The sequence below is a fragment of the Streptosporangium sp. NPDC006007 genome (genome assembly GCF_040614315.1).
Taxonomy (GTDB): domain Bacteria; phylum Actinomycetota; class Actinomycetes; order Streptosporangiales; family Streptosporangiaceae; genus Streptosporangium.
The window spans coordinates 16,505-35,051 of sequence record NZ_JBEXUG010000033.1 but is presented as its reverse complement, the minus strand read 5'-3'; the positions used below and the strand labels follow the sequence as shown (position 1 = coordinate 35,051).

The following is an 18,547-nucleotide window of genomic DNA, read 5'->3' as shown; positions in this document are numbered from 1 at the left end:
TCGACCACATTGCATGCTCCATGTTACATGTAGAATGCATTTCTGAGCCAAGAGCTGTCAATGACCACTTTGCCACCGCCGGTGATCCCGGCCGCTCACCATCGCCGGTGATCCCCGCCGCGAACGCCCGACAGACGAAGGAGCATCACGTGCCATGAACCTCCTCGACGGTTCCCGCCGAACGGGAGCACATGTTGTCGATGCGCGGGTCCGCGTTCTGCGCGGGCAGGTCACGGACGGGATCGCCATGTCGTTCGCGCCGCTGGCCTGCCGGACCACGATCCTGCTCGAACTGCGCACCGCGGACGGCCGGACGGGACGCGGCGAGAGCTGGGCCAACTTCCCGTCCTGGGCACCCGCGGAACGGCTGGCCACCCTTCGGCAGGGTGTGCTGCCGCTGGTCGTCGGGGCGGACGCGCGCGAGATCGGCAGGATCGGCGAGCTGCTGGTGAGGCGACTGGAGCCACTGGCGCGCCAGTGGGGCGCGCCGGGTCCGATATGGCAGGCCATCAGCGCCGTGGACGTGGCGCTGTGGGACCTTCACGCCCAGGAGGCCGGCGTCTCCATCGCCTCCTGCGGCGGCGGCCGGATCCGGGACGAGATCCCGGTGTACGCCAGCAGCCTGGGCCCCGAGGACGTGGGAGAACAGGCCCGGGGCGTGGGCAAGGCCGGATTTAGGGCGATGAAGGTGAAGGTCGGCTTCGGCCGGGACCGCGACGCCGCCAACCTGGCCGAGATCAGGGCCGAGGTGGGGCCGGAAGCCGAGATATCCGTCGACGCCAACCAGGCGTGGACACTCGGCGAGGCGGTGGCGATGGCGCCGATCCTCGACGAGTTCGGGGTGGAATGGGTCGAGGAGCCCCTGCGAGGCAACGACCTCGACGACCTCGAAGCCCTGCACCGGCGCACCGGGTGGCGGATCGCGACCGGCGAGAACATCTACGGACGGCGGGAGTTCGCCCGCTTCGCCGCCTCGCCGGCGATCGCGATGATCCAGCCGGACATCACGAAGATGGGCGGACTGTCGGAGGCCCTCGCCGTGTGCCGGATCGCGGAGGCGTACGGCACGGCGGTGGCCCCGCACCTGTACGGCGGCGCGGTGGGACTCCTCGCCACGCTCCAGCTGGCCGCGTGGTCACCGGCGGTCACCACGGTCGAGTACGACGTCCGTGAGAACCCGCTCCGCGATCCGCTGATCGTCAACCCCCCCGTCCCGGTGGCGGGGCGGATCGTCATTCCCGACGGCCCGGGGCTCGGCGCCGAGCTCGTCCCCGAGGCCCTGGACATCTGCGAGGAGCAGCCGTGACCGTTTCCATGCAAGCCCAGAGCGCACTGCGGATCGCGGGGCGCGTGGCCGACCCCGAAGAGCCGTGGCCGGTCGTGGTCCACGAGCCGGCGACCGGTACCGAGTTCGCCCGCGTGGCCGGCGGCGGGCTCGTCGAGGCCCGCCGGGCCGTGGACGCCGCGGACGCGGCCCTGACCGGGTGGCAGGACCTGGCGGACGACGCCCGCGCGGCCTCACTGCGGCGGATCGCCGACGACCTCGTCCGGCAGGACACGGCCAGGGACCTCGCCATCGTGATCAGCCGCGAGACCGGCAAGCGCCTGGCGGAGGCGGAGGCCGAGGTCCGGATGTCGGCCGGGTTCCTCCGCTGGTTCGCCGACGTCGCGGCGGCCCGGCACGGCCGCACCTGGAGCACGGTCCCCGGCATCACCCATCACGTCAGGCAGCGTCCCCTCGGTGTCGTCGCCGTCGTCACCCCGTGGAACTTCCCCCTCTCCATCCCGGCCCGTAAGATCGCCGCCGCGCTCGCCGCCGGATGCACGGCCGTCTTCAAACCGTCCCAGGTCGCCCCCCTGTCCGGTCTCACACTGGCCGAGATCGTCGATCGGCACGTTCCGGCCGGAGTGCTGAACACCGTCGTGGTGCCCGCCGGAGTCCTGGACGAGGCGTGGATGCGCGATCGGCGGGTCCGCGGGGTCACGTTCACCGGTTCGACGGCGGTCGGTATGAAGATCGCCGGACAGGCCGCCGCCGGAATGAAGCGGACCGTGCTCGAACTGGGAGGCAACGCCCCCTTCGTCGTCCTGCCGGGCACCGACCCCGTGTCGGCGACCGAGCAGCTCATGGTGGCGAAGTACCGCAACAACGGGCAGTCCTGCATAGCGGCCAACCACGTCTGGCTGCCGCGCCGCCGCTTCGACGACTACCTGGACGCGTTCCTCGCCGCGACGGACTCACTCGTGCTCGGCGACCCCCTTGAGCCCGCCACCACCCTCGGCCCGCTGGCGCTGCCCGGCGACCCCACCAGGATCGACGAGCTGGCGGCGGACGCCGAGGCGTCCGGCGCACGGGTGCACCGGTTCGGCGGCCCGACCCCCGGGTACGGGTTCTTCGCCCCTCCCGTGGTGGTCGTCGATCCCGGTTTCGACTCCCCGGCGGTGCAGGGCGAGTCCTTCGGCCCCGCCCTGGCGGTGCTGGCCTACGACGACCTCGACGAGGTCCTCAGCGCCACCCGGCGCCTGGAGCACGGGCTGGCCGGTTACGTCTCCGGACCCGACACCCACCGGGCCACGGAGTTCGCCAAGAGGCTTGAGGTGGGAATCGTCGGTGTCAACACGGGCACCCCGAACACGCCGCAGGTGCCGTTCGCCGGGCTCAAGCACAGTGGCGTCGGCTGTGAGGGCGGACACGCCGGGCTTGAGGAGTTCCTCTGCTACCAGACCGTCGCCGTGAACTCGGCGGTGTGACATCCGTACCGGCCGTCCCCCCTGAACCGGCCGTCCGGGCCGGTCATGGGGACCGATCGCCCGGAAGGACGCGGGAGGGGGCGGGAGGGGCCGCGTACGGCGGCCGCACGGAGCGCGGAAACCGGCCCGGGGACCGTGTGGAGACCGACTGCAGGAGCCTGCCGGGGGAGCCGGCGGTGGAGAACCGTAGGAGAGGAGAACGCGATGTCCGACCAGAACGTGGCGGGTGCGGCAGCTGAGGCGGGCAAGGTGCCCGAATTCGTGGTCATCTACCGGGGGTTCACCCCGGACGAGGTCTGCGCCGCCACCGAGCACCTGATGGACGCGGGGTTCACGGCCTTCGAAGTCACCATGAACAGCGAGCGCCCGGTCGAGGCGGTCAGGCGGCTCACGAAGGACTTCGGCGCCCATGCCCTGATCGGCAGCGGTACGGTCCGCACCGTCGATCAGGTGAACGAGGTCGCCGACGCCGGGGCGAGGCTGATCATTTCTCCCAGCACGAACCCCGAGGTGATCGCCGCGACGAAGGCGCGCGGACTCCTCTCGGTTCCCGGCGCCATGACCTCCACGGAGATCGAGCGGGCGTGGCGGGCCGGAGCCGACGTGGTCAAGGTGTTCCCGCTCGGTACCCTCGGCTCCTCCTACATCCGGCAGGTCCGTGAGCCGCTGGGAGACATCCCGCTCCTCGCCTCGGGCGGGGTGACGGCGGCACTGGCGCGGGAGTGTTTCGACGTGGGGTGTGTCTCCGTCGGTGTGGGCGTCGGCCTGTTCGACAGTGAGGCCGCGGCCCGCCGCGACTGGCCCGCCGTCGCGGCCGCCGCGGCCCGGTACCGCGACACCGCTCTCCACTGAGGGCGCCCCTCCGCCTGAGGCCGCCTGCGGTGCGGTCCGGGGACGGAGAGAGTGACAACGGAGAGCGGGATGGGGCGGGATTCGGAAACGGAGCGACATGCACATTCTTGTAATCGGAGGTACCGGTTTCCTCGGGCGCGCATTCGCCGAGGACGCCGTCGCACTCGGCCATGAGGTCACGATCGTCGACCGGCGCCCGCCCCGGGCGTGGCGGTTGGCCGAGCAGCTCAAGATCCATGTCGCCGATGTGACCCGGCGCGAGGAACTCGCCGAGGTGTTCAGCCTGACGGAGCCGGACGCCGTCGTCTATCTCGCCGCGTTCGGCACGGGTGGCGCGGGACTCCTCACCTCCGCTCAGGCGGACCCCGACGCCGCGGTCAGGGTGAACGTCGGCGGGCTCCTGCTGACAATGCAGCTCTGCCGTCAGCACCGAATCCACAAGCTCGTATGGACCTCGTCGACAACCGTCCTGGGCCGGGCGGGCATGTACCCGGCCGAGGCGGTCGACGAGTCCGCGCTGGTCGGACCCGCCAGCGTCTACGGGGCCACCAAGGTGCTCGGTGAGCGGCTGTCGGCGGCTCTCGCCCCCGAGTACGGCATGCAGATCAACGCCCTGCGGCCGACCATGGTCTGGGGGCCGGGCGTTCAGTACCGGGGCATCCAGTCCGGACTCTGCGACCTCGTCCCGCACGCCGTACGCGGGGAGGCCGTCTCGGTGGCGGCACCGGCCGAGGCATGGGATCTGATCTATATCCGGGATGTGAGCGGGGCCCTGCTCACCCTCGTCGAACTCGACACGGCGGCACCGGTCGTGCAGGTCTCCGGATACCGGGCCTCCGTCGCCGACGTCGCCGAGGCCGTGCGGAAACGTTTTCCCACGGCCAGGATCGAGGTCCGGCCCGAGCCGGCCAGGCTGGGGATCCCGTTCGTCGACACCACCCTTGCCACTAAACTCGGGATCCGGCCGCGTTTCGACCTGGCTCGCTCGATCAACGACTACGCGGTAACGGTCAGCGGTGCGGAGCGCGCACCGGCGACCGGTGAACGCGGGGGCATCTGATGTGGCGCGACGTCCCGGCCTCGGAGCGGTCGTGTGCACCCGCGCACGCGAAGGTCAAGGCTCGGCGATTGACGAGCGACGGCTTGCCGCCCTCACGGTCTGGAGGTTGATGTGACCCTGGTGCCGCTTTCCCTGTCGGAGCGGATCCGGATCGGCGACGCCGTCTACGAGAGGCTACGCGACGCCATCTGCGCGGGGGTGCTCCCGCCGGGCTCGAAGCTGAGCATTCCCGCGCTCGCCGAGAGCCTCGGAGTCAGCCGCAGCCCTGTCCGGGAGGCCGTCGTCCGGCTGACACAGGAACGGTTCGCCCGGGAGGAACCGCGCCGAGGCGCCGTCGTCGCCACGGTGGAACTGCCGGATCTGGTGCGGCTGTACGAGGTCCGCGAGGTTCTCGAAGGTCTGGCGGCGCGTCTGGCGGTGCTGCACGGGTCCGAGAAGTTCATCGCCGAACTGACCCGTACCCACCAGGAGCACGAGCGGGCCGTGACGGCGGGCGACACGACGCGGCACATGAAGCTGGACATGCGCTTTCACCAGCTCAACAGGTCCGCGGCGAACAACCCCGAACTCCTGCGGCTGCTCGACGACATCCAGGGCCAGGTGCAGCTCGCCATGCTGACCACCACCGTGACCTCGGGCCCCTGCCTCGCGGTCGAGGATCACCGCCTCATCCTGGAGGCGATCACGGCCAGGGACGCGCAGCTCGCCGAGGAGCGGGCCCGCGCCCACATCGCCCGGTTGCGCCACACGCTCCACGCCCAGGGTGTCTCGCGGGACGACGCCGGGGCCGACCGGTCCCCCTCGGCGGACGCCGGCCGCCGGCAGGCCGATGACGCCCCGAAAGACGGATGACCCGGTCAGGCCTGTCGACCGGTCAGGCCGGTAACTCGGATCCATGAGGCCGGTGACGGTCACGCGATACGTCCTATGGGAATGTCGCGGCGGCCTAGTTCTTGGTGCTGCCGTAGACCTTGATGCGGTCCACGTTGAAACTCGGAACAGTCGTGTTGCCGCCGATCTGCGTTTCGTAGCTGAGGCTGCCCAGCACCGTTACATACGCCTGGAACAGGTCGTCCTCGACGACGTCGGAGAGCCGGGACTTCGAGCCGGCGAAGGCGGCGTTCTGTCCGAAGTTGACGAACCCGTACGACGGTTGCTGTTTGATCGGGCCGGTGTCGGCGAGGAATCCCTCACTGCCCGTGGCGGCGTCGAACTGCGTCACCTCGCCGTAGACGATGAAGTGTTTCCCGATGTACGCGTCGGGGTCTTTCGCCAGCTTGGCAAAGCCTCTGGCGGAGACCTGCCGGTAGTCCTCCGCTTTGAAGACCGCTTTGGTGGGAGGGGGAGTGGTTGCGGTCTCATCCTCCGCGCCCTCATCCTCGTTGCTGTTGCTGTTGCTGCTCTCGGTCGCGATCGCCGCCGGGGCGTTGTCGGCCGAGCCGGAGACGAAAACAGGAATGGCGACGAACAGCAACATCATGACCAGGCCCACATAGCCCAGGGTTACCCCCGTTATGGCCATCCCCTTACCCTTGGCTCGGGTTGTCCGAATATTGGAGATGGCCACGTGCCCGAAAATGACCGCGAGAAGGCTGGCCAGGCCGAACATCCAGAATATTCCGAGGATCATGGATGCGACGGCCAAGCCACTGGTGCGCGGAGGGGGCGGTGGAGGTGCGTAATGCGGATATCCGCCCTGGCCATACCCGTATGGCTGCTGGAAGCCAGGAGACTGCTGACCGTGCATGCCTGCCCCTTGGATCGTTCCGAAAACAGCGACAGCTTATGCGTATTTCATAACTACCGGGTCACATTCCCCCTACTCTAACTTGTGTAGTCTTTAATCCCATATGTCCCAATAAGTGGGAAGTTGGGGATGGGTGTCGCACTCATATTTCCCAGACAGTGGGAGCGGACTTTTCGTGTCCGGGTGCGAGTACTGAGCAAGAAAGCTGGGGGTTATGCCGGGTTGGAGCTCATCAGCCCGACTTCGGCGATTAAACCGTTCAGCAGGTCGGGCCGGTACCGCAGGGGTTTGAGCCGGTTCTTGATCAGGCCGGTGATCTCCGCCCCGTCGAGCACTACAGCGGCGCGGTACAGCAACATCGTCTTACGCGATCACACACCACCGGCCCGCATCTACTGTCACCAGGGCGTGAGCCCTCCGACCCGGGACATGCCGCTGACTCGTAATGAAGGGGGCTGGGGTTCGATTCCCCAAGGCGGCTCCAGCTCAGAAGCCCTCTACGGTTCCCGTAGAGGGCTTCTGCGTGTCTAACTGCGCGACTATGGCCCGCGAGTCCGTCTCAGAAGGGCGACTTGCTGACCCATGTAGCTTCGGGTAGGCCGCCGAAAGCGTCAGAAGCGTAGTCGGGATGCCTTTCTCCCGCAGTCGGGCCAAGCGTGCGTTTCATGCGGATGTACTCGATCTCCGCTGGCTCGTGATAGACACGCTCCAGGATCTTGTCCATGAGCCGGGTAATCGCCTCTGCGTCCTCCTGACTTGTGGGTTCTACGTCTAGGGGGCCGTGAGCGGCCTCGTTGCCAGCGAATCGGATTTCATGGGCAGCCTCAGCGATCAGTTGTGAGATGTGGCCGCTGTTGTGAAGTCGGTCAATCTTCTGCATGAGGTTTCCGCTAGTGAAGTCCTTGTCCTTGGCGACGGCCTCGACGGCGCTCCGTGCCATCAACGCGGCTGCTCGCGTGGCACCTGCTATCAGGCAGGCGTGTGCTTCGCGTGCGAGGTCGGCGATGCTCTCTGGGACGTCTGGGTACCGAAGGTGGCCTACCGACGCAGCAGGCCAATGCGCCACGAGCTTGCCCTCATCCATCAATCGGACAATCGGCATGCCGCAGCGCGCGCATGAGTACATGATTACGTTTTGTCTGTCGTATTCACTTTCTCCGCCAACTTCGTAGCTGTACTGGTGGATAAAGTGCGCAGCGACCCGACAGTGAGGGCATATCGCGGTTGCCATAGTGGCTGATCGTAGGCCTAGCTTCCCAGGTGGTCTATCGACTTACCTCGCATGGCTTCCGTCCACGAAGGTGACACCCATGGGCGGAAGCCATGCGAAGCCCTCTCGTCTCCTAGACCTGCTTCAGGGAAGCCTGAAGATATGGTCCATGACCACGGCACCTTCTTGGATGACGGGTCGGATCTGCTCCCGGTAGACCAGCTCCGCCATGGCCGTACTGCTGTGACCGTCCAGTCGAGAGATCTCCTCCAGAGGGACACCGCTGTCCGAGAGCAGCGACACGAAGCTGTGCCGGAGCTCACGGGGCGCCCACTGACCGGGGTCCAGGTCAGTGCTCTTGAACCCGGTCAGCGAGTTCTCGCAGCTCAGGGGAGGGTGGATCCTGCATGGTCAGCAAATCGGACACCAGCTGGTGAGTGATTCGGTGGTTCCTAACCTGCTCTGGCGCGATGGACTCGGCCGCCGCCAGCGTGGCCACCGCCTCGTCGACCTGACGACGCTGGGCGTGTGCGCGGGCCAGATCCATCTGGAGCCGGGCCCGGCGCTCGTTGGAGAGCGCGGAGGCGTCCACCGCCGTCCCGACCCGCAGGGCATGACCGGCGTCGCCCAGTTCGACCGCCACGGCCACCTCGTGCAGGGCGACGTTGGCCGGGCCGAACTCGGTGTTGTAGTCGTTGCGCCCGTCACCGAGCCGTTCGGCGATCTCGCGAGCCTTGGCGAGGTGCTGGTAGGCGGTGTCGGCGTCGTTGAGCAGGGAGGCGGCCACCGCGCGCTGCAGGGTGAGACCGCCCCACAGTGACATGGCCTCGGGCTTGCCCTGATCGGCCAGGAACCACAGTGCGTCCGAGGTCGTACGGGCCGTCTCCTCCACCTGGTCGAAGTGCCGTGCCCCCAGGAAGACGAAGCCGAGCCGGAAGGCGCCGGCCGCCATCATCAGCGGGTCACCCGCCCGTTCCGCCGCGATGATCGCCCGGTCGGCGGCGATCCACGCGGCCTCGGGTTCACCCAGCTTGGCCAGTGCGGCCGAGCACGCCTGGTAAGCCGCGGCGAGCAGTTCGAACAGCTCTGCCCGACGGTCCTCGGGAGCTGACCGCACTGCGGTCTCCAGCGCGGGCACCAGCCCCTGGAGCAGTTCGGTCAGCTCCACGTACCGGCTCTCATGTGCCAGCTCCCAGGCCCGATCGACTCGCGGCCTGATCTCTTCGATGGGCGGGACGGGGGCTGAGTGCAGCATGGCCCGCAGGGAATGCGCGCCTGAGAGCAGGAGGCGAAGGCCCGCCGTGCCCGGTGTCTCCTCGGTGACGGCGGCGACCACCGGCGCCTCGGCGGCCAACTCCGACAGTGGCACATCCAGGGCTTCGGCGACCTTCTCCAAGACCGACATGCGGTCGACCTTGCGCACACCGCGTTCCACCTGGGAGACCCAGGCCACCGACCGGTCGATCAGCCGTGCCAGCTCGGGCTGTGACAGGCCGCGTCGCTTGCGTTCCTGTGCGATGCGTCGTCCCAACGCCCGTTGATATTCGGTACTCACCCTGTCGTTTCCTTACCGGCCTGCAGTTGGAGGAAGTCGGCCTCGATCGAGGCCAGTAGATCGTCACGGGCGCCGAGGAAGCGCCGGGTGTGCTCCTGCTCCTCGTGGGCGTCGAAGGCGGCCCGGTCCCGGTACAGCTCATAGAAGATCCGCTGAAGCGGCTGCCCCTCGACTCTGTGCGCGGCGTATACCAGCGTCCCCGGCTCACTCTCCCGGATCTTCTCAATGGTCTGGCTGACCAGTTGGTCGAACGCCTCGGCGCTGGCCTGGTCTTTACAGGTGAATCGCACCATTAGTCCGAACATGGGCGCCCTCCTTGGTCGCAGGCTCTACGAGATCAGTACTTATTGTGCGGCACAAGTACCCCAAGTGGCTTGTACGAGAAGTACTATATCCGTACTTTAAGTATCGACTAGCAAGTGTCAACCTCTCTGACCTGCATGATCACGAGGTGAGCTGATATGACCCCACCCCAAGCCCGCTGGGAAACCACAGACAGATGGCACCGGATCTTCCCCGGCAAAAGAGAACAAGTGCGGGAAGCCCGCCGCTTCATCAGGGCGCACCTTCCCCATCACCCCGACGCCGAGCTCATCGCCAGCGAGCTGGTGACCAACGCCGTCGAGCACACGCGCACGGGAGAGCCAGGCGGAGTCTTCAGCGCCCTCATCAGGCGCCGACCCGATGGCACCGCCTACCTGGAGATCGAGGACCAGGGCGGCCCCGCCGCGTTCGGCCTGCCCACGCCCGACCGCGAAGGCGGATGGGGCCTTTATCTCGTCGCAGCCCTCACCACCGCCTGGGGAGTCAAAGGCGACGCCGCCGGCCGCACCGTCTGGGCCGAACTACCCCCACCCGCCCCATGACCCAGGTTCGCCTGTACCTACAGGCACTCCGCGAACGCTTCCCCACCTGGGCGTTCCTCTACGACCCGTAAGCCAGACGCTATGCGTTCAAGATCCTGTCGGTCGCACAAGGCCGAAACCCCGATACTCAGTTGTCACCTGCTCAACGTCCTCGTCGGTTCCGTAACCGGCCTCAATGAAGATCTTTTCGAGGACGAACAAATCATGGGTAGTGATCTGCCGGTTGCGGCGGAGCTTCTGCACCGCGAGCTCGTTCTCGTGGTTGCGGAGGTACATCCTCACCTTGGCCTCGAACTTCGTCCGGTTGGTTCCGAGCGTGACGCCCTGGAGCATAGGCAGGGTGAGATCACCGAGCTCGTCCTGGAAGTCGGTGTAGAGAATGCCCCGCTTGACCTTTTGGACGAGGTGGACCAAGCCGCGGACCCGCCGGCGCATAAGCTCCAACATCGGCAGCGTGACATCCTGCCGCCACTCATCGGCGGTCAGCTCGTCCAGTAGGACCTGCTGGGCCTTGATGGCGGGGATCGTGGTCTGGTCCAGCAGCGCCGAAGCGATCTCCTGGACCTGCCCGCGGAACCGATCAAACCCCGGTTCGAGGTTGAGTGCGGCGAGCTGGAGCTTCAACGCCAGCAGGTCGAAGCGCTTGGCCTCCTCGCCGCTCTCGTCCTCCCGGAACGCGGTCGGCAAGCCGGCCAGACGATCGGTGACCTCTGCATGTGCTTCCGGCGTGACAGCTTTCTGCCAGGTAGCCGGGTCGCGGTACTTCTCCACCTGCTGTCGGTGCGGCCGGACCTCGATGTTGTCCAGGTCCATCCCGGCGACCTCTGTACAGAGCCGCTCGGCCAAGTCCCGCCGCAGCCCGGCCTCAGACCGCGTGCCGTCAGGAACGTCCTCCCCCGGTACGGCAGGCGCTGGGTCCTGCCGGTCCAGTGCCAACACCAAATCCACGCGCCGCTGGAACAGCCGCCGGGAGAGGAGATCTTTCAGTCCCTCCCGCCCGACCTCCGGTTTCACGGATACGTCGGCCCGGCTCTCAGTCGCGACTGGTGGTGGGAGCGTGCCTGTCGGGCGTGGTCGGGCGCCACGGCGCGAACGCGCCGGCCGTTCTCGGCAGGAAGGCCGCCAGTTCGGGACAGTGCCGCAGGATGACGCTCTTCATGCCGTTGCGCTCGATCCAGTCCAGCCCCAGCGGGGTGTAGATCTCGGGCCTGAAGTCGACCGTGAGGAAGCGGTCGCTCTGCAACCGCCGGCTGGCCATGAGGATGAAGACGCGAAAAGCCGTGTCGCTGAAGCCGAAGCCCTCGGGGGGATTCTCCGCGTAGAGCCCGACCATCGTGTCGATGTCGTCGACCGTACGGTAGACGTCCTTGAGCCGTGCCACCGTCTCCGGGTTGGAGGTGAGGTCTTCGAAGCGCCGGATGCGCGGCTTGTGGAGACCGGCGCGGAAGTCGTTGTAGCGCGGAACGCCCCGGCGGCGGGTACGCACGATGTCGATCACGGACAGGTCGATCATCTCTCCGTCCCGCTCGAACGCCTGGAGCGCGCGCGGGTAGTTGTTCAGGGTGATCGCACCCGGGTGGGCGATGCCGAGCGAGTAGAGCGAGTTCGTGAGCCCGGCCCTGCGGATGAGGGCCTCCGTGGCGGCGCCCCGCACGTCGTTGAACCCCAGGGTGTCGAGTGTGCGGCCGGACCGGTGGTCGGCGATCTCGAAGTCGTCCGGGATCAGCGGGTGCATTCGGTAGACGGTGACGAAGTCCTCGGTGAGCGAGTAGGGCGCGGAGTGGTGGTCGGGCAGGGTCTCGGGGATACCGGTGAGCGCCTGCGCGTCGACCAGCCACACCCCCAGCCGGGTCAGCCAGTTCTTCGGCGGTCCCTCCCAGTTGGACGTCAGCCCGATATCGATCAGTTCGGTCGCGAGGATCGCGGGGGTCCACTCCACAGTGTGGATCTTGGCGATGAGCGCGGAGACGACGAGCCTCGCCGTGTGGTACACGCTGTCCTCGTCCATGCGGGGGTACTCGCTCCGCAGGGCCTCGCACACGGCGTTGTGCTCACGGGCGAAGAGCGTGTGCACGACACTGAGCCCGAGCCACCAGTTCTCCCTGAAACCGGTGAGCGGTACACCGGTCGGACCGGACGGCAGGTGGCCCCCTTCCAGGTGCAGCGCCGCGCCACCGTCCGGCTCGCGCAGGGACTTCGCGACGGTCTCGTCCTCGCCGTAGACCTCCGAGCCGTCCCACCAGTGGGAGGCGGTGTTGGCGAACAGGATCGGCGGCTCCGCGCCGCCGTCCGGGCGCACGCCCTCGTTCTCGGCGAAACGCATCACCTTCCCGGGCGCTCCACCCGGGGTGTTGCTCCAGGTCATGCCGGGCGGCAGCGGCACCTCGACGCTCTTCATCCCGGCCGGGTAGCGCTTGTGGTTGACCCAGTCGTGCACCTGGAACTGGATCCACGCGGCGGCGATGATGTTCAGCGACCGTGCGGGGATGAAGGTGTCGCGGTGGAGCAGTTCCCTGCTGACGGTCACCGGATTGGGCGTGTCGAAGAGATCGGGCCGATAGACGGGTGGGAGGTTGCGGCCGAAGGCTGAGCCGAGGGCCCCCATCATCGGCGCGGACAGGTCGTTGTAGGTGCCGTCGTAGCTGCGCCTGACCCGTAGGTGCTCGTCGATGGGCGGGGGCACCGGATGGGCCTTCGGCACGGCCTCGTGTATCTCGGTGTCGATGAGGTTGTGACCGCGCAGCACCTGCCGGAACGTTTCGAGATTGAGGAGTCCGAGCCGGGTCGGCAGCCTGTGCCAGGGGACGAACCGGTTGAGAGCGCGGAATCCGATCTCCAGGAGCCCGCCGATGACGACGTTGCGCTTCGGCCGCGGTGTGATGAACCGATATCCCTGGCGATGGGCACCGGCGGCCTCGTAGGCGGCCTTGCGGGCGCGGTCCAGGTTGCCGAGGGGCCGGAACTCGTCCGTGGTGTTCCACGGGTCGAACGCGAGCCGGTCGACCCGGAGCGCGACGGCGCGGGCGTCCGCGGTGTCAAGGTCCTGCCGCGGGATCGTCAGCGTGCCCACCGGGATGACGGGCGCGTCCTCCTCCCTCCAGTCGGCCGCGCCGTTCTCGATGGGCGTGCGCCTGGCGTCCGCGTAGCGCTGTACGCACAGTTCGAAGACGACGTCCGACCTTGCCAGCCGCGTGGAGAGCTCATGCCCCAGATAGTCGGGATCGCTCCGCGACGGAGGGGGTGCCGCCGGGGCACCCGTGGCGGGACGGAGCCGGTAACGCACGGGTCCGGCGTCCCCCCACAGGATCGCGCCGCGACTCCAGTACGTCTCAAGCGCGAGGCTGCCCACCTTGCGCCTGGTTCCCGCGGTCCTGTTCCGCCGCATGCGCGCGGCGTTGGACCAGCCCACCGCCATGGGCAGTTTGGCGAAGAGCGCGATCCCCCTGCGCAGGGGCGAGTCCGCGCCTGCCATGGCCCGCGCGAACGCGACGAACTCGCGTGCGTTCCGCGTGGGGAGGACCGGATGGTTCGCCATGAGAAGGTCATGGGCCTGATCGGGCCCTACCTGTATCCGCAGTGCCGCACCTCGCAGATCAGGCGCGAAGTCCGGCCGGCGGACGCCGCTCTCGTTGGACAGCCGGACGATGACCGGGTATTCGGCACCGGGCCGGGCGAAGCCGGCCCGCAGGTCTTCGGGAAGGCCCGGGTGAAACCTCAGTCTGGCGTTCTCGGCGCCGAGGTTCGCCTTCGCGTGGAAGGTCCGCTCGATGCCGGCGGCACCGCTGCGCTTCTTGATCTTCAGCTGGACCAGCATGAGGTCGCGGGCGAGCTTCTCGAAGATCGTCCGCTCGATTTCGGGGGTACCGCCGACATAGCGCTCGTACTGCTCGGCCGCGGGTGTCTCGGGCGCCGGCGGAGCTTCGCCGGCAGGGCGCTCGTGCCGCTTGGTCTCGTACATGTGGCTCTCCTGCCGGTGCTCGCCCTCATCGGTCGTGAGAGCTTTCGGGCGCGACGCGGAAATCTCCTCCCGTGATTCCGTGATTCCGTTTCCGTGGTTCACCGGAACCGGCGATAAAGCGGCCCTCTGCTGTAGGGCCGACCGTTCTGGGGAAATCAGGCGGTCGCCGCCTGGAACACCGGAGACGAACACAAGCACGAACTCGCACGTGCGCGGGGCGGTGCGTGAACCACCGATGCGGCCGGCGGGAACGCGTGCCGGCCGTTCACTCCGCCGACACGCCGCCATTCCATCATCCATGAGACAAGAGCAGAACCGGGCAATACCGGGACAAGCGACTGAAATATTATCTTTTTCAAAGACTTACAGCCCGTCAAAGAATGTCGCCCTTCTTACCGGAAGCACGGTGACTCTTCACCCGGGGAAGGGGGACGGTTCTGTGCGCTTACCCATTCCCGGAGCGCCCGAGGCCGGGTCTTGGGACGGACGTCCTCCCCGGCCGCTCGGCCGGCCGGCGTCTGATCCGGAATGTGGATCGATCTTTTGCCGCATATGCACCCCTCATTGTTTTCATTGGGCATTTTCTCGGGAATCGTGAGAACCACATCCGAAGGGAGGCGATCCTCATGGGTCGCGGTGCTGACTATGCAAAAGCCGAGTCGCTGGACAGAGGCGAGCAGGAATTGACCGAGGCCGAGCGTGAGCGGCTGGAGGAGCTCCTGGATGCGAACAGGCATCCGGACGGCGACGGCTGAGAAGAAGACAAGAAGGCGTACGGCCGGGGCCGATCCATGCCCGCCGTCTCCTTCCGATCCAAGCGGTGGCGAGGAGCGGGTAAAGGGCGCTCCGGCGCGGAGGCCGGTTGAGTGAGAGGGGCCGGATGAGTGGGCCGCCGTCCGGGGTGGAGCGTGTGGTGCGGCTGCCGGAGGCCGCGAGGCGGGTGACGGCGGCGCTGGGGGAGTTGGGCCTGGAGCCGGAACTGACGGATCTGGGCCGGGGCCGCGATCCGACCGCCTGGGCGTGCCGCCTGCTCACCCGCGACGGGGACATGCCGCCGGCGGCCGAGGGGATGGGCAAGGGGCTGCGCGAGGAGGCCCGTGTGGGAGCGCTGTTCGAGGCGCTTGAGCACTATCTGACCGGCCCGGCGCTGTTCGATCCCGCAGCCGTGGAGCTGGTGGAGGCGGCCGAGATCACGGCCGGGCCGCTGCGGCATGAGGCCTGCGTGGTGCCGTTGGCGCGGACACCCGCCGAGCGTGTGGCGTGCTGGCGTTATCGCCCCCTGGGCTGTCACCCCCGGACAGGGGGGCGTGGGACGCCTGTGCCGCTGTTCCTGTCGGCCCCCTGGTACGTGGAGACCCATGCCGGCCCGCTGCGCGAGCGGGCGGGGGACGTCTGCGACTACGCCCACCTGATGCGCTACAGCTGCAACAGCGGCTCGGCTGTCGGCGTCACCGAGGCTGAGGCGCTGTTGCACGCGCTCAACGAGGCCATCGAACGCGACGCGCTGTCCCTGCTTCTGGTGCGGGCCTTCCTGCGCACGACCGGATTCCGCCCCGTCGTGATCGACCCGGCGACCCTGCCGGCCGGGCTGGAGCGCGTACACGCGGCGACCGAGCAGCTCATCGGCTCACCGGTGTATCTGCTGGACATCGTCAGCGACGTGGGAGTGCCCACCATGCTCGCCTACGCCGCCCCGGCCCTCCGCCGGCCGCACCGGCGGGGCGTGGGCACCTCGCTCAGTCCCGCCTACGCCGCCTGGCGGGCGCTCACCGAACTCCTGCAGAGCGCCCTGGGGGAGACCCTGCCGTGGTCCGGCGCCTCACGCCCTGGTGAGCCGGCCGGTCTCGCCCGCTATCCCGAGCTGTACGCGTGCGGGCGCTTCGACCTCACCGATCACCTGCGGGGCGCCCTCACGGTCCCCTTCACATCGGCCGGCGGGGTGCCGGAGCACCCCCGTCGCCAGCTGCGCGAGCTGTGCGCCGTCCTGACCGCGCACGGCTACACGCCCTACTGGCGGACGGTGGCCGCGGTCACAGGGGAGATCATCGCGGTGCACGCCATCGTGCCCGGCCTGGAACGCTTCATGCTGATCACGGATGGCAACCTGGTCCTGCCCGGCCTCCGCGGACAGGCCGCCGCCGGGGACCGCGGCTTCTCGGGGTGATTTCCGGACGTCTCCCTCCCCGGCGGCCCGGCCACGCCGAATCGTACGCATAACTCCCAATGGTGGCGTGCCTGATAATGCCGGAGGCTTGACCTGCACATAAGTGAATGTGTGTGGTTTTCCGCTTAATTAAGCCTCCATTTCAGGTTTCCTGGTTACTTCCGGCTGTCGAGCGCTCGCATGATGGTTCTATGAGAAGGACTCACCGGCGACGGAAATCTGACCCCAGGGCCTCTGTGGCGGTGGGGATCCTGTTCTTGGTCTTGGCGGTCTTGATCTTTTGGCTGGTGAAGGAGCTGCCTCTCCCGAGATGGGGGGTCAAGCTCCAGGTCCTGACCATCGCGCAGGTCCTGGCGACGGTGACCGGCGTCATAGGGGTGGCGAACGGGCTGGTGCAGCTCTCGTCCTGGTGGCGAAGGTCAAGCAAACCGCCGCCCGCCCCCGCCCCCGCCGACATCGACAAGGCCAAGGACGTTCTCGCGGGCCTGGTGACCGAGCAGTGGAGGAACGAGACGGTTCTGTGGTCGATCGGGCATCCCGAACCCATCCCGGTCCCGTGGCGATCAACCGAACACGAAGAACTGATGGACCGTCCACGGCTGATCGCCAGGGGTGCCCTGAGCTTTCCCAGCCTGAACGATCACATCGCCACCATGGCCAACGACTTCCGCGCGCTGCGATCCCGGCGCCTGGTCATCATCGGCGGGCCGGGAACGGGAAAGACGACTCTGGCCGTGCAGTTGCTCATGGAACTTCTGAGAACGCGACTTCCCGGTGAGCCCGTTCCGGTGCTGCTGTCCGCGGCACGCTGGAACGCCGAAACCCACCCTCGATTACATGACTGGCTGGCGGAATGCCTCGGCATGGACTATCCCGCGCTGCACGCCGAGGGGTCCGGCCCGGACACCGCGAGGACGCTGGCGACCCGCAGCGAGGTGCTGCCCATTCTGGACGGGCTGGACGAGCTGCCCGGCGAAGCCCGGGCCGGCATTCTCGCGGCGCTGAACCGATCGATGTACGACTGCGATCAGCTGATCCTTACCTGCCGTACGGCCCAGTTCGCGGAGTCCGTCGAAGCGGTCGGTGACGTTCTCGCCGCGGCGGCGGTCATCGAGCCCTCCCCTCTTTCCACCGGAGCGGCCGCCGACTACCTGCAGGCGTGCCTTCCCGCCCGGCCTCACCACACCTGGCCTCGCGTCCTGGCCGCTCTACGGCAGGGCACCGCTCCCGCCCTCGCCGAGGTCGGGGCGACGCCCCTCGGGCTCTGGCTGGTCCGCGCCGCCTACATCGCCTCCCGGCAGGACCCGAGTCCGCTGCTGGACCTCGGGCGGGGTGATCCCTCCACCCTGAACGATCACCTGTGCGACCGGCTCATCCCCGCCCTTGTCAGCTCACGGCCCCCCGCCGACGGCCCGGCCGAGCTTTTCCGGCCCCACCACGCCTGGGATCCCGAACAGGTGCGCCACTGGCTGACCTATCTGTCCCAGCTGCTCGGCGGGGACAGCCACGATGTGGCCTGGTGGCGCCTGGCACGACACACCCCGACACGTTCGGTCCGCTGGGCGGTCAGCCTTTCGTGTGGGCTTGTGGTGGGGATGACGATCGGCCTCCTGGCGGCGATGCCCGTGGCCGGAGTGGTGACCGGCCTCATGGCCGCACTCGCCGTCATGATCATGAGCAGGTCATGGTTCACGGAACTGCCCGGCTACGCCGACTTCCAGCTTCACGGAAGGCTCTCGTTTCTCGTCCGCTCCCTGCGGGACGGACTGATCGTCGGGCTCTTGGGCGCACTCGTGGGCTGGCTCATGAGTCGGGGCAGTGGCGCGCTCACGGTCGGGCTGCTGTCCGGGCTCGCGTTCGAGCTCACGATCGGCCTGATCCGGTGGGTGGAGTATCCCACCGACACGACTACGGCACGATCGCCACGCTCAACCTGGCAGGCCGACAGAAACCTCACCCTTCTCCGGGCGCTCAGCGGCCTGGTGATCGGCCTCATGGGGGGAGTCATCGGACTGCAGGCCGGAATAAACCCGCTGGCCGCGCTCGTGGGCGGGCTGCTGCTGGGACTTCTGTTCGGTCTCATGCTGGGAAGTCACCACGCGTGGCTCGCCTATAAGCTGACGATTCCCCATCTGGCCACCAAAGGGCGGTTACCGCTGCGGGCCATGCGCTTCCTGGATGACGCGCATCGCCTGGGCCTGCTACGGGCCGAGGGGCCATATTATCAGTTCCGGCATTTTGAACTTCAAAAGCACCTTTCCCGGCAGTATCGCGTGGAATTAAACGGCGATGAGCGGCGCCGGACAACCTCCGGCCTCCCCGGTCTCGACGGCGAACCGCTCTCCTGCGATAGTCGAAGGGAACCGCCGGAGGTGAGAGCGTAG

The 18,547-nt window shown here is 67.8% G+C and carries 16 protein-coding genes; 9 read left to right on the top strand and 7 right to left on the bottom strand.

The window, feature by feature from the left end; translation table 11 throughout:
* Positions 1–154 precede the first annotated feature (154 nt).
* The 5 genes from ABZ194_RS22850 (at position 155) to ABZ194_RS22830 (ending at position 5,515) form a co-directional block, all read left to right on the top strand.
* Positions 155–1,306, top strand: coding sequence for a mandelate racemase/muconate lactonizing enzyme family protein (locus tag ABZ194_RS22850; protein WP_355599027.1), 1,152 nt, complete (start codon positions 155–157; stop codon positions 1,304–1,306).
* Complete coding sequence (locus tag ABZ194_RS22845) at positions 1,303–2,751, top strand: aldehyde dehydrogenase family protein (RefSeq protein ID WP_355599026.1); 1,449 nt, start codon at positions 1,303–1,305, stop codon at positions 2,749–2,751. The genes ABZ194_RS22850 and ABZ194_RS22845 overlap by 4 nt, the downstream gene beginning before the upstream one ends.
* 204 nt (positions 2,752–2,955) lie before the next feature.
* Complete coding sequence (locus ABZ194_RS22840) at positions 2,956–3,603, top strand: hypothetical protein (RefSeq protein ID WP_355599025.1); 648 nt, start codon at positions 2,956–2,958, stop codon at positions 3,601–3,603.
* Positions 3,604–3,700: 97 nt separating this feature from the next.
* Positions 3,701–4,663 carry an NAD(P)-dependent oxidoreductase gene (locus ABZ194_RS22835; RefSeq protein WP_355599024.1) on the top strand — a complete coding sequence of 321 codons (963 nt, stop codon included), beginning with the start codon at positions 3,701–3,703 and terminating at the stop codon, positions 4,661–4,663.
* Between the two features lie 111 nt (positions 4,664–4,774).
* Positions 4,775–5,515: a GntR family transcriptional regulator gene (locus tag ABZ194_RS22830; protein WP_355599023.1), complete on the top strand. Its 741-nt coding sequence runs from the start codon at positions 4,775–4,777 to the stop codon at positions 5,513–5,515.
* 94 nt (positions 5,516–5,609) lie between these two features.
* On the opposite strand, the gene ABZ194_RS22825 is transcribed toward ABZ194_RS22830, so the two are convergent.
* The 5 genes from ABZ194_RS22825 to ABZ194_RS22805 all read right to left on the bottom strand — a co-directional run bounded on the left by ABZ194_RS22825 (position 5,610) and on the right by ABZ194_RS22805 (position 9,480).
* The gene (locus tag ABZ194_RS22825) at positions 5,610–6,410 is read right to left on the bottom strand and encodes a DUF4190 domain-containing protein (protein ID WP_355599022.1); all 801 of its coding nucleotides are present in this window, start codon (positions 6,408–6,410) and stop codon (positions 5,610–5,612) included.
* Positions 6,411–6,622: 212 nt separating this feature from the next.
* Positions 6,623–6,769, bottom strand: a complete 147-nt coding sequence (locus ABZ194_RS22820; protein ID WP_355599021.1) for a hypothetical protein — start codon at positions 6,767–6,769, stop codon at positions 6,623–6,625.
* Positions 6,770–6,969: 200 nt separating this feature from the next.
* On the bottom strand, positions 6,970–7,494 hold the full coding sequence (locus ABZ194_RS22815; protein ID WP_355599020.1) for a DUF4145 domain-containing protein: 525 nt from the start codon (positions 7,492–7,494) through the stop codon (positions 6,970–6,972).
* A gap of 475 nt (positions 7,495–7,969) precedes the next feature.
* Positions 7,970–9,175, bottom strand: a complete 1,206-nt coding sequence (locus ABZ194_RS22810; RefSeq protein WP_355599019.1) for a helix-turn-helix transcriptional regulator — start codon at positions 9,173–9,175, stop codon at positions 7,970–7,972.
* Positions 9,172–9,480: an antibiotic biosynthesis monooxygenase gene (locus tag ABZ194_RS22805; RefSeq protein ID WP_355599018.1), complete on the bottom strand. Its 309-nt coding sequence runs from the start codon at positions 9,478–9,480 to the stop codon at positions 9,172–9,174. The genes ABZ194_RS22810 and ABZ194_RS22805 overlap by 4 nt, the downstream gene beginning before the upstream one ends.
* 156 nt (positions 9,481–9,636) lie before the next feature.
* Here ABZ194_RS22805 and ABZ194_RS22800 point away from each other — a divergent pair, with 156 nt between their 5' ends.
* The gene (locus ABZ194_RS22800) at positions 9,637–10,041 is read left to right on the top strand and encodes an ATP-binding protein (RefSeq protein ID WP_355599017.1); all 405 of its coding nucleotides are present in this window, start codon (positions 9,637–9,639) and stop codon (positions 10,039–10,041) included.
* An 87-nt stretch (positions 10,042–10,128) separates the two neighbouring features.
* On the opposite strand, the gene ABZ194_RS22795 is transcribed toward ABZ194_RS22800, so the two are convergent.
* Positions 10,129–11,055, bottom strand: coding sequence for a hypothetical protein (locus ABZ194_RS22795; RefSeq protein WP_355599016.1), 927 nt, complete (start codon positions 11,053–11,055; stop codon positions 10,129–10,131).
* A gap of 19 nt (positions 11,056–11,074) precedes the next feature.
* Positions 11,075–13,999 (bottom strand): peroxidase family protein, encoded by a 2,925-nt coding sequence (locus ABZ194_RS22790; protein WP_355599015.1) that lies wholly within the window; start codon positions 13,997–13,999, stop codon positions 11,075–11,077.
* A gap of 626 nt (positions 14,000–14,625) precedes the next feature.
* On the opposite strand from ABZ194_RS22790, the gene ABZ194_RS22785 reads away from it, so the two are divergent.
* The 3 genes from ABZ194_RS22785 to ABZ194_RS22775 all read left to right on the top strand — a co-directional run bounded on the left by ABZ194_RS22785 (position 14,626) and on the right by ABZ194_RS22775 (position 18,547).
* Entirely contained in the window at positions 14,626–14,754 is a 129-nt protein-coding gene (locus ABZ194_RS22785) for a hypothetical protein (RefSeq protein WP_355599014.1), read from the top strand.
* 125 nt (positions 14,755–14,879) lie between these two features.
* Complete coding sequence (locus ABZ194_RS22780; RefSeq protein ID WP_355599013.1) at positions 14,880–16,163, top strand: YcaO-like family protein; 1,284 nt, start codon at positions 14,880–14,882, stop codon at positions 16,161–16,163.
* Between the two features lie 287 nt (positions 16,164–16,450).
* Positions 16,451–18,547: an NACHT domain-containing protein gene (locus ABZ194_RS22775; RefSeq protein WP_355599012.1), complete on the top strand. Its 2,097-nt coding sequence runs from the start codon at positions 16,451–16,453 to the stop codon at positions 18,545–18,547.